The organism is Pseudoduganella namucuonensis, from assembly GCF_900116645.1.
GTDB classification, from domain to species: Bacteria; Pseudomonadota; Gammaproteobacteria; order Burkholderiales; family Burkholderiaceae_D; genus Rugamonas; species Rugamonas namucuonensis.
In genome coordinates, this window is sequence record NZ_FPBO01000021.1 from 15,435 (window position 1) to 27,278 (window position 11,844).

At 68.2% G+C, this 11,844-nt stretch carries 8 protein-coding genes; 5 read left to right on the forward strand and 3 right to left on the reverse strand.

Translation table 11 applies throughout. From position 1 onward, the window contains the following. The first annotated feature begins 10 nt into the window (after nucleotides 1–10). The 3 genes from BM436_RS20700 to BM436_RS20710 all read left to right on the forward strand — a co-directional run bounded on the left by BM436_RS20700 (nucleotide 11) and on the right by BM436_RS20710 (nucleotide 6,021). A complete protein-coding gene (locus tag BM436_RS20700) occupies nucleotides 11–3,157 on the forward strand; it encodes an efflux RND transporter permease subunit (protein WP_093557430.1) in 3,147 nt (1,048 codons plus the stop codon). An 86-nt stretch (nucleotides 3,158–3,243) separates the two neighbouring features. Further along, nucleotides 3,244–4,812, forward strand: coding sequence for an efflux transporter outer membrane subunit (locus BM436_RS20705; protein WP_143133260.1), 1,569 nt, complete (start codon nucleotides 3,244–3,246; stop codon nucleotides 4,810–4,812). Between the two features lie 135 nt (nucleotides 4,813–4,947). Beyond that, entirely contained in the window at nucleotides 4,948–6,021 is a 1,074-nt protein-coding gene (locus BM436_RS20710; protein WP_093557431.1) for a patatin-like phospholipase domain-containing protein, read from the forward strand. Between the two features lie 63 nt (nucleotides 6,022–6,084). Here the strand turns inward: BM436_RS20710 and hemW are convergent, their stop codons facing one another. Together hemW and rdgB are read right to left on the reverse strand one after the other, a co-directional pair. Then, nucleotides 6,085–7,332, reverse strand: a complete 1,248-nt coding sequence (hemW, locus tag BM436_RS20715) for a radical SAM family heme chaperone HemW (protein ID WP_093557432.1) — start codon at nucleotides 7,330–7,332, stop codon at nucleotides 6,085–6,087. After that, entirely contained in the window at nucleotides 7,329–7,913 is a 585-nt protein-coding gene (gene rdgB / locus BM436_RS20720; RefSeq protein WP_093557433.1) for an RdgB/HAM1 family non-canonical purine NTP pyrophosphatase, read from the reverse strand. The genes hemW and rdgB overlap by 4 nt, the downstream gene beginning before the upstream one ends. Nucleotides 7,914–8,171: 258 nt before the next feature. Between rdgB and BM436_RS20725 the strand changes: the two genes are divergently transcribed. Next, nucleotides 8,172–9,746, forward strand: a complete 1,575-nt coding sequence (locus tag BM436_RS20725) for an alpha-amylase (protein ID WP_177307382.1) — start codon at nucleotides 8,172–8,174, stop codon at nucleotides 9,744–9,746. 10 nt (nucleotides 9,747–9,756) lie between these two features. On the opposite strand, the gene BM436_RS20730 is transcribed toward BM436_RS20725, so the two are convergent. Beyond that, a complete protein-coding gene (locus tag BM436_RS20730) occupies nucleotides 9,757–10,767 on the reverse strand; it encodes an NADP-dependent oxidoreductase (protein WP_093557435.1) in 1,011 nt (336 codons plus the stop codon). 117 nt (nucleotides 10,768–10,884) lie between these two features. Here BM436_RS20730 and BM436_RS20735 point away from each other — a divergent pair, with 117 nt between their 5' ends. Continuing rightward, a complete protein-coding gene (locus tag BM436_RS20735; protein WP_093557436.1) occupies nucleotides 10,885–11,778 on the forward strand; it encodes a LysR family transcriptional regulator in 894 nt (297 codons plus the stop codon). Nucleotides 11,779–11,844 lie beyond the last annotated feature (66 nt).

Below are 11,844 nucleotides of genomic sequence, written 5' to 3' on the forward strand. Positions count from 1 at the left end.
GGGAGCTCGAATGGCAAAATTCTTCATCGACCGCCCCGTGTTCGCGTGGGTGATCGCGCTCTTCATCCTGCTGGGCGGCGCGCTCTCCATCACCATGCTGCCGGTGGCCCAGTACCCGACCATCGCCCCGCCGTCCATCGTCATCACCGCCAACTATCCCGGCGCCACCGCGCAGGTGCTCGACGACGCGGTCACCAGCGTGATCGAACAGGAGATGAACGGCGCCGACGGCCTGCAGTACGTCGAATCGCAAAGCGAGGCGAACGGCTCGGTCAACATCACCGTGACCTTCCAGCCCGGCACCAATCCCGACCTGGCCGCGGTGGACGTGCAGAACCGCATCAAGCGGGTGGAGTCGCGCCTGCCGCAGGCCGTCACGCAGCAGGGCGTGCAGGTCAACAAGGCGCGCAGCAACATCCTGATGTTCGTGGGCGCCTCCTCCAGCGACGGCAAGATGGACCCGGCCGCCATCGGCGACTACCTGGCCCGCAACGTCGTCAACGAGATCAAGCGCCTGCCGGGCGTGGGCCAGGCCCAGTTGTTCGGCACCGAGCGCGCGATGCGGGTCTGGGTCGACCCGGCCAAGCTGGTGGGCTACAAGCTGACCATGGCCGACGTCACCGCCGCGATCCGCGCGCAGAACGCGCAGGTGTCGGCCGGCACGGTGGGCGACCTGCCCGCGCCGCGGTCGCAGACCTACTCCGCGCCGGTGGTGGTGCAGGGCCAGCTCACCTCCCCCGAGGAATTCGCCAAGGTGGTGCTGCGCGCCGCCGGCAGCGGCGCCGTGGTGCGCCTGGGCGACGTGGCCCGCATCGAAATGGCCGGCGCCAACTCCAACATCAGCGCGCGCCTGAACGGCAAGCCCTTCGTCGCCATCGCCGTGCAGCAGTCGCTGACCGGCAACGCGCTGGCCACCGCCAACCTGGTGCGCGCCAAGATGGACGAGCTGTCCAAGTTCTTCCCGCCCGGCCTGACCTACACCGTCCCCTACGACACCTCGCTGTTCGTCAAGATCTCCATCGAGGAGGTGGTCAAGACGCTGCTGGAGGCGGTGCTGCTGGTGTTCATCGTGATGTACGTGTTCCTGCAGAACTTCCGCTACACGCTGATTCCGACCATCGTGGTGCCGGTCGCGCTGCTGGGCACCTTCGCCGTGATGCAGGTGGCCGGCTTCTCCATCAACGTGCTGACCATGTTCGGCATGGTGCTGGCGATCGGCATCCTGGTCGACGACGCCATCGTGGTGGTGGAGAACGTGGAACGCATCATGAGCGAAGAGGGGCTGTCGCCGCGCGAGGCCACGCGCAAGGCCATGTCGCAGATCACCGGCGCCATCATCGGCATCACGCTGGTGCTGATCGCCGTGTTCATCCCGATGGCCTTCTTCGGCGGCGCGGTGGGCGCGATCTACCGCCAGTTCTCGCTGTCCATGGTGTCGGCCATGGTGTTCTCCGCCCTGATGGCGCTGACGCTCACGCCCGCGCTGTGCGCCACCATCCTCAAGCCGGTGCAGGCCGGCCACCACCACGAGAAGCGCGGCTTCTTCGGCTGGTTCAACCGCCGCTTCGCCGTCACCGCCGCCGGCTACCAGGGCATGATCGCGAGGATACTGACCCGCACCGGCCGCTACATGCTGATCTTCGCGCTGATCTGCGGCGTGGTGGCGTGGCTGTACGCGCGCCTGCCCTCCTCCTTCCTGCCGAACGAGGACCAGGGCTACATCATCACCAACGTGCAGCTGCCGCCCGGTGCCTCCAAGAGCCGCACCGAGGCGGTGCTGAACAAGGTGGAGGAGTATCTGAGCAAGCAGCCCGGCGTGGCGCGCACCATCGCCGTGGCGGGCTTCAGCTTCTCCGGCAACGGCCAGAACGCCGGCCTGGTGTTCGTGCCGCTGAAGGACTGGAGCGAGCGCGGGCCGGAGGACGCGGCCGAGAAGATCGCCGGCCGCGCCTTCGGCGCGCTGTCCGGCATCCCGGACGCCATCGTCTTCCCGCTCAGCCCTCCGCCCATCCGCGAGCTGGGCAACGCCACCGGCATCACCGCGCGCCTGCAGGACCGCAGCTCGCAGGGCCACGCCGCGCTGATCGCCGCGCGCAACGAGCTGATGGGTCTGGCCGCCAAGAGCCCCGTGTTCAAAACCCTGCGCCCCGAGGGCCTGGAGGACGCGCCGCTGCTGCAGCTCGACATCGACCGCGACAAGGCCAACGCGCTTGGCGTGGCCTTCGCCGACATCAACAGCGCGCTGTCCGTGGCGCTGGGCTCGAGCTACGTGAACGACTTCACCAGCGGCGGGCGCCAGCAGCGCGTGATCGTGCAGGCCGACGCGCCGCGGCGCATGCAGCCGGAGGACATCCTGCGCCTGCACGTGCGCGGCGCCAGCGGCTCCATGGTGCCGCTGTCCTCCTTCACCAACGCGCGCTGGATCACCGGCGCGGTGCAGCTGGTGCGCTACAACGGCTACCCCGCCATCAAGCTGACCGGCGACGCGGCCCCCGGCCGCAGCACCGGCGAGGCCATGGACGAACTGGAACGGCTGGCGCGACAGCTGCCGCCCGGCTTCGGCATCGAATGGACCGGCCAATCGCTGGAGGAGAAAACCTCCGGCTCGCAGGCGCCCGCGCTGTTCGCGCTGTCCATGCTGGCGGCCTTCCTGGTGCTGGCCGCGCTGTACGAGAGCGAATCGATCCCGGTGGCGGTGCTGCTGGTGGTGCCGCTGGGCGTGCTCGGCGCGCTGCTGGGCGCCACCCTGCGCGACCTGTCGAACGACGTCTACTTCAAGGTCGGGCTGATCGCCATCATCGGCCTGTCGGCGAAGAACGCGATCCTGATCATCGAATTCGCCAAGGACCTGCAGGCGCAGGGCAAGGGGCTGATCGAATCGACGCTGGAAGCGGTGCACCTGCGCTTCCGCCCCATCATCATGACCTCGCTCGCCTTCATCCTCGGCGTGCTGCCGCTGGTGATCGCCACCGGCGCCGGCTCGGCCAGCCAGCGCGCCATCGGCACCGGCGTCATGGGCGGCATGATCACCGCCACCGTGCTGGCCGTGTTCCTGGTGCCGGTGTTCTTCGTGGTGGTGCGCAGGATATTCAAGGGAAGCGAGCGCCAACGCCGGCTGGCCGCGCACGAGCTGGACCTGCCAGAGAACAAAGCATGATGAAGACCGAAAACAAACGCAAGATCGCCGCCCCGCACAGGGCGACGGGCCGGGCAGCGGCATCGCCCACCCGCCATCGCGGCGGCATGCGCGCGGCCGGCGCCAGCCTGTCGGCGCTCGTCGCGCTGGGCCTGGCCGGCTGCTCGATGGCGCCGGCCTACCAGCGCCCGGACGCGCCGGTGGCCGCCGCCTACCCCGCCACACCCGCCGCCGCCGCATCCGCGCCCGCGGCGGCCTCCGCGAGCGCCAACGCCGGCGCCGCCACCGCCGGCAAAGCGGCCATCGACACCGGCTGGCGCGAGTTCTTCGCCGACCAGCGCCTGCGGGAACTGATCGCCGCCGCGCTCGAGCACAACCGCGACCTGCGCACCGCCGCGCTGCGCATCGAGGAGGCGCGCGCCGCCTACGACATCCAGTCGGCGGACCGGCTGCCGAACGTGAACGCGTCGCTGGGCGCGACCCGCGCGCGCACGCCCGCCTTCCTGTCGCCCAGCGGGCAGGCGGTGATCGGCAGGCGCTTCGACGCGGGACTGGCCATCTCCTCGTTCGAGCTGGACTTCTTCGGCCGCGTGAAAAGCCTGAACGACGCCGCCTTGGCCAGCTACCTGGCCACGGACGAGGCGCGCCAAGCCGCGCAGATCAGCGTGGTGGCCGAAGTGGCCAAGGCCTGGTACACCGAGCGCGCCTACGCCGAGCAGTACGCGCTGGCGCGGCAGACCCACGAGGCGCGCGCCCGCACCTACCGGCTCACGCAGCAACGCGTGGACGCGGGCGCCTCCTCGCGCCTGGATCTGCGCTCCAACGAAACGCTGATGGAAACGGCGCGCGTGGCCGCGCTGACGCTGGCCCGCCAGCGCGCGCAGGCCGCCAACGCGCTGACGCTGCTGGTCGGCCGGCCGGCGGAAGCCGCCCCCGCGCAGGCCGGCGGCGCCATCGTTCCAACGCGGCCGACGCAGTCGCCGGTGCCCGCGTCCACGCCGCCCGGCGACCAGGCCGCCGGCAACGGCGCGGGCAACGGCGGCGTCAAGGCCCAGGGCCAGCCGGCCGACGCCGCCATCGACGCGATGAGCGCGATACCGGAAGGCCTGCCGTCCGAGCTGATCGCGCGCCGTCCGGACATCCGCGCCGCCGAGCAGCGGCTGCTGGCGGCCAACGCCAACATCGGCGCCGCGCGCGCCGCGTTCTTCCCGCGCATCAGCCTCACGGCCGCGGTGGGCAGCAGCAGCGCCGCGTTCTCCGGCCTGTTCGACGGTGGCAGCGGCAGCTGGTCCTTCGTGCCGCAACTGGCGCTGCCGATCTTCGACGCCGGCCGCAACCGCGCCAACCTGACGCTGGCCGAGGTGCGCAAGAACCTGGCCGTGGCCGACTACGAAAAGACCATCCAGACCGCGTTCCGCGAAGTGGCCGACGCCCTGGCCGCGCGCAGCTACCTGGGCGACCAGGTGGCGGCCCAGCGCGCGGTGCAGGACGCGCAAGCCGAGCGTCTCAAGCTGCTGCAACTACGCTTCGAAAACGGCGTGGCCAGCTCGCTGGACGTGCTGGACGCCCAGCGCGAGCTATTCAGCGCCGAGCAGAACCTGGTCCAGGCGCGGCTGCTGCGCACCACCAGCGCGATCGACCTCTACCGCGCCCTCGGCGGCGGCCTCAAGCAATAAAAAGTTATCACAATCACATCGGTGTCAGGCGCGACATTCGGACATCATTCCGCATAGCGAGAAAATGTCCGAATGTCGCGCCTGACACCGATGTGATTGTGGCAAGATTTGATGATTTTTTAACGGGATGTGGATATGCAGTCTCCGATCACCATTCGCCTGGGCGCGCGGGCGCGGCGGCGCATCGCGAGCGAGGGCTTGCGGGCGGCCGATGTGGCCATCATCCCGGCCGCCGCCGGCGGTCCGAAGGGCTTGGTGCTGCACGGCCTCGATCTGTGGTTGTTCGGCGAGTTCCTGCGCAAGGCGCCGCGCCAGCGCCGGCTGATCGGCGCCTCCATCGGCGCTTGGCGCATGGCCGCCGGCGCCTTCCACGACCCGGTCGCGGCGCACAAGCGCCTGGCCCACCACTACGCCCACCAGCGCTACGCGGCCACCGTGACCTCGGCCGACATCACCCGCAATTGCCGCGCCCTGCTCGACGAGGTGCTGGACGGCCGCGGCGCCGAGATGCTCTCCAATCCCGACCACCACCTGTCCGTGATCGCGGTGCGCGGCATCGGCCCGCTGGCGCAAGCGGCCGGCAGCCGCTGGCGCGAGGCGGCCGGCTTTCTGCGCGCGGCCGCCGCCAACGCGGTCTCGCGCAAGCGCCTGGCCGGCGCCATGGAGCGCGTGGTGTTCCACGACAGCCGCGACGACGCGGCCTGGCTCAAACAGCAATTCGACGCCTTCGCCACCCGCTTCGTCGACCTCTCCGCCGACAACCTGCGCGACGCGCTGCTGGCCTCGGGCTCGATACCGATGGTGCTGCAGGCGGTGTCCGGCATCGCCGGCGCGCCGGACGGCGCCTACTGGGACGGCGGCCTGATCGACTATCACCTGCACCTGCCCTACCAGCGCGATCCCGGCCTGGTGCTGTATCCGCACTTCAGCGATTACATCGTGCCGGGATGGCTGGACAAGTCCATGCCGTGGCGCCGCGCGCGCGACGCGTCGCTGGAGAACGTGATACTGGTGTCGCCGTCGCAGGCCTTCCTGGCGAAGCTGCCGAACGGGAAGATGCCGGACCGCTCGGACTTCAAGGCCTACGGCCAGAACCACGACACCCGCATCCGCGACTGGACCCGCGCCATCGGCGAAAGCGAGCGCATGGCCGAGGCCTTCGCGCGCTGGGTGGAGAAGCCTGACTTGAAGGTGACGGTCCCCTTCTGAGCGCCGTCGATCCGCGCGCAATGGCGGAATAGCATAGCTACTCCGCCGCATCGCAGCGCTGCCTCAAGCGTTCAGGAAGATCTGCTGCAAATCGTTGAGGAAGCGCTGTCCCAGTTCGGTGGGCTTGATCAGCATGTGGTCGCGGTACAGCAGCCCCTTGGCCTCCGCCTCGTCGAGCCCCTTCTCGATCGCGTTGATCGTCAACCCGGTGCGTTCCGCGAACAGGTTGGGCGCGAAGCCCTCGTGCAGGCGCAGCGCGTTCAGCATGAACTCGAAGCCCATGTCGTCGCGGCCGATTTCGTATTCCTCCTGCACCGGATTGCCCGCCTTCACCTGCTCCATATAGGACTTGGGCTGCTTGTAGCGCGCCTGCCGCAGCACGCGGTGCGGGAACGAGATCTTCGAGTGCGCGCCCGCGCCGATGCCGATGTAGTCGCCGAAGGTCCAGTAATTGAGGTTGTGCCGCGCGCGATGGCCCGGCCGCGCGTAGGCGGACACCTCGTACTGCCCGTAGCCATGCGCGGCGGTCATCTCGGCGATCATGTCCTGCATGTCGGCGCTGGCGTCGTCGTCCGGCAGCGCCGGCGGGTACTTGGCGAACACCGTGTTCGGTTCCATCGTCAGGTGGTATAGCGACAGGTGCGGCGGCTTGAACGACATCGCCGTCTCGATGTCCGTCCTCGCCTCCTCCAGCGTCTGCGACGGCAGCGCGTACATCAGGTCCAGGTTGAAGTTGTCGAAGTTGGCGAGCGCGATCTCCACCGCGCGGCGCGCCTCGCCGCCGTCGTGGATGCGGCCCAGCGCCTTCAGGTGCGCCTCGTTGAAACTCTGGATGCCGATCGACAGGCGGTTGATGCCGCTGGCGCGGTAGGACTTGAACTTCTCGGCCTCGAAGGTGCCGGGATTGGCCTCCATCGTGATCTCGATGTCGGTGTCCATCGGCAGCAGCGTGCGCACGTCCGACATCAGCCGGTCCAGCGCGGCCGCCGACATCAGGCTGGGCGTGCCGCCGCCGATGAAGATGGTCTGTATCCGGCGGCCCCAGATCAGCGGCAGCGCCATTTCCAGGTCGGCGCGCAGCGCGTCCAGGTAGGCCTGTTCCGGCACCTCGCCCTTGGCCTCGTGCGAATTGAAGTCGCAGTACGGGCACTTGCGCACGCACCACGGCCAGTGGATGTACAGCGACAGCGGCGGCAGCGCCGCGAGATTCAGCGCGCCAGGCTGCAGGTAGTGCAGCGCGGTGCTGGCGGCGGCCGCGTTGTTGCCTGGACTCGCGGCCGGCTTGGAGCCGGCGACCTTGATCGGGATCATTTCAGTTTTTCCACCAGTGCGCGCAAGGCCTGGCCGCGGTGCGACATGCGGTTCTTCTCGTCCGCGGTCAGCTCGGCGGCGCACTTGCCCAGCTCCGGGATGTGGAAATGTGGGTCGTAGCCGAAGCCGCCGCCGCCGCGCGGCTGGTCGACGATCTCGCCGTTCCAGCGTCCGTCGGCGATCACCGGCTGCGGGTCGTCCGCGTGGCGCACGAACACCAGCACGCAGTAGTAGTAGGCCGATTTGTCGGCATGCGCGGCCAGGTCGGCCACCACCTTGGCGTTGTTGGCCGCGTCCGATTTGGGCTCGCCCGCGTAGCGCGCGGAGAACACGCCGGGCGCGCCGCCCAGCGCGTTGACGCACACGCCGGAATCGTCCGCCAGCGCCGGCAGGCCGGTCAGGCGCGAGGCGTGGCGCGCCTTGGCCAGCGCGTTCTCGACGAAGGTGAAGTAAGGCTCGTCCGCCTCGGGCACGCCGTGTTCGCCCTGCGCGTGCACGTCGAAACCGACGGTCGCGAGCAGTTCGTTGAATTCCTTGAGCTTGCCGGCGTTGTTGGAAGCGAGGATGAGGCGTTGGGTCATGGCGGATAGGGGCTTTTTTCAGGGAGCCGACATTGTATCCCCTTTGCCGTGGCGGCCATGTCACAGGCCGAAAATTCCAGTTTACTTTTTGCGGCAATGTAGTGAAACTACTTATTAAATAATATTCTTTAATTAATCAACTAAGGCGACTACATATATTTATGTAGTCATAGTACGAAAAGGAGGTCAGCAAAACAACTCACTCAGGCCCGGTTCGAACAACACCAAAAATCACACATGGAGACTTTACGGATGAAAATGCAACGGCTTTTCTTCGGGGCTGCGCTCGCCCTCACCGCGGGCGCCAGCCTGGCCCAGACCAACGGCACCATGCTTCAGTATTTCGACTGGGATTCCAATGGCGACGGCCAGCACTGGAACCGCGTCAAGAACAATTCCGCCTCCTGGGCCGGCAAGGGCGTGACCGCCTTCTGGCTGCCGCCCGCCTACAAGGGCAATTCGGGCGCCACCGACGTCGGCTACGGCGTCTACGACATCTACGACCTGGGCGAATTCAACCAAAAAGGCAGCGTGCGCACGCGCTGGGGCACCAAGGACGAGTACATCGCCGCCATCGACGCGGCCCACGCGGCCGGCATCCAGGTCTACGCCGACATCGTGCTGAACCACCGCATCGGCGCGGACGCCACCGAGAGCGCCACCGCCGTGCGCGTGGACCCGAACAACCGCAACGCGGAATTCGGCGGCGACATCGGCATCCAGAGCTGGACCGCCTTCAACTTCCCCGGCCGCGTGCAGGCCAACGGCACGCTCAAGTACAACAACTTCAAGTGGTCGTGGTACCACTTCGACGGCGTGGACTGGGCGCAGAACCTGGGCGCGGACGGCTGCTCCGGCTGCCGCATCTACAAGTTCCGCGGCACCGGCAAGGGCTGGGACCCGGAGGTGAGCAACGAGAAGGGCAACTACGACTATCTGATGGGCGCGGACGTGGACTTCCAGCACCCGGACGTGCGCAGCCACCTGAAGGACTGGGGCGTGTGGTACACCAACACCGCGAAGCTGGACGGCTTCCGCATCGACGCCACGAAGCACATCATGTCCAGCTACTTCAACGAGTGGCTGTACCACGTGCGCACGGCCACCGGCAAGCCTAACGCCTTCGCGGTCTCCGAATACTGGGACGCCGACATCAACCGCCTGAACACCTATGTGAACTCGGTGAACGGCACCGCCAACGACAAGATGTCCTCCTTCGACGTGCCGCTGCACGCCAAGTTCCAGCAGGCCGGCAACGCCTGGGGCGGTTTCGACATGGGCTCGCTGTTGACCAACACGCTGGTGTCCTGGCAGCCGACCAAGGCCGCGACCTTCGTCGACAACCACGACACGCTCGACGGCCGCGCGCTGTCGTCCAAGGTGCTGGACTGGTTCAAGCCCATGGCCTACGCCACCATCCTGCTGCGCCAGGGCGGCTATCCGACCGTGTTCCTGGGCGACTACGAGGGCGTGCCGGGCAAGGTGGCCAACCACGGCTGGATGCTGGACCAGTTGATGAAGGCCCGCAAGTTCCACGCCTACGGCGCGCAGAACGACTACTTCGACCACTCGGACGTGGTGGGCTGGACCCGCGAGGGCGACGCCCAGCACTGGTACGGCGTGGCCGTGCTGATGAACGACAACCAGAACACGGCCGGCGCGAAATGGATGTACGTGGGCGGCGCGCACGCCAACCAGTGCTTCACCGACGTGACCAACGCGGTGGCGGCCCAGGTGTGCGCGAACGCCAGCGGCTGGGGCTATTTCCAGGCGCCGGCGGGCAAGGTGACGGTGTGGGTGCGGGCCGGGAAGTACGGCCTGAACATCAACTAGCGGCGGAGCATCAGGGCGCGACCTTCAGCACCAGCTTGCCGTTGTTCGCGCCGCTGAACAGCTTCGCGAAGGTGTCGGGGAAGGTCTCCAGGCCGGCCACGACGTCTTCGCGGGTCTTCAGCCGGCCGGCCGCGATCCAGCCGCCCATGGCGGTGATGGCCTCCATCGCGCGCGGATAGTAGTCGGCCACCATCACGCCGCGCATCGTGGCGCGCTTGACCAGCAGCTGCAGGTAGTTGGACGGCCCCTTGACGGCGGTGGTGTTGTTGTACTGCGAGATGGCGCCGCAGATCACGATGCGCGCGCCGTGCGCCAGCTTGCCCAGCACCGCGTCCAGGATGTCGCCGCCGACATTGTCGAAATACACGTCCACGCCGTTGGGCGCGTGCTGCTTGAGCGCCCGCCCCACGTCCTCGCTCTTGTAGTCGATGGCGGCGTCGAAGCCCAGTTCCTCCACCAGGTAGCGGCACTTGTCCGCGCCGCCGGCGATGCCGACCACGCGCGCGCCCTTGATCTTGGCGATCTGCCCCACCACCATGCCGACCGCGCCCGCCGCGCCGGACACCACCACCGTCTCGCCCTCCTTGGGCTGGCCCACCTCCAGCAGGCCGAAATACGCGGTCAGTCCCGGCATGCCCAGCGCGCCCAGGAACAGCGGCAGCGGCGCCAGCGCGGGATTCACCTTGGTCAGGCCCTGGCCGGTGGAGTACGCGTATTCCTGCACGCCCAGCAGGCCGCTCACATGGTCGCCCACCGCGAAGCCGGCGTTGTTCGAGGCCACCACGCGGCCCACGGCGATGGCGCGCATCACCTCGCCGATGGCCACCGGCGGCATGTAGGACTCCTTGCTTTCGTTCATCCAGCCGCGCATGGCCGGGTCCAGCGACACGTATTCCAGCCGCACCAGCACCTCGCCCTCGGCCGGCTCGCGCAACGGCTCGGCCACGTAGTCGAAATCGGCGCGCTGGACGGCGCCCACGGGACGGCGGGCGAGGCGGAACTGGTGGTTGGTGGTGTTCATGTCGGCATTCCTTCATCAAAGTGGATGAGGGAAGTATAGGGCCCGCTTCGTTGCTTGATAAGTCATCAATATCGCATTACATTGTTGCCTGAACAGCGACAATCAAGGGGGGGCATCATGGCGCTCAATCCGCAGCGGCTGGCGATATTCGCCGCCATCATCCAGGCCGGCAGCATCAGCGCGGCCGCGCTGCAGCTACGCTGCGGCAAATCCGTGGTGTCGCGCCAGCTGGCGAAGCTGGAGGAGGAGCTGGGCGCGCGCCTGATACAGCGCTCCACGCGGAGGCTGGCGCTCACCGAGATCGGCGAACTGGTGCTGCAGGAGGCCAGGCGGATCGAGCGGGCCTTGGCCAATATCGAGCAATTGAGCGGGCAGTACCAGCAACAGGCGCGCGGGCTGCTGCGCGTGTCGTGTTCGATGGCGGGCAGGCGGGTGCTGGTGCCGCTGCTGGCCGAATTCACCACGCGCCATCCGCAGGTGAAGGTGGCGCTGCAGCTGGACGACCGCATGGTGGACCTGATCGCGGAGCAGATCGACGTGGCGATCCGCACCTCCAACCTGGTCGACTCGACGCTGATCGCGCGCAAGCTGAGCGACAACCCCAGCGTCATCGTGGCCGCCCCCTCCTACCTGACGCGCGCGGGCACGCCGCAAACGGTGGACGACTTGCGGCACCACGCCTGCCTGCTGTACGCGGTGGGTAGCCGGGTGTACGACGAGTGGGCGTTCCAGGGCCCGGGCGGGCCGTACACGGTGCGGGTGGACGGCCCGCTGCAGATGAACGACGGCGGCGCGCTGGTGACGGCGGCGGCGGGCGGCGCGGGGATATTGAAGGTGCCGCTGCCGCTGGTGCGGGAGGAGTTGGCCAGCGGGGAGCTGGTGAAGGTGCTGGCGCACCTGCCGCTGCCGCCGGGCCCCTCCAACTACGCCGTGTACCCGGCGCGCGACTTCCTCGCGCTGAAGACGGCGGCGTTCGTGGACTTCCTGCAGGAGCGCCTAAGTCACAGCTGACGCCGCTTTGGGGTCAGACCCCGTCCCGTTGCTGACGCCGCTTCCATGCGGCATTGTCGGCGCGGG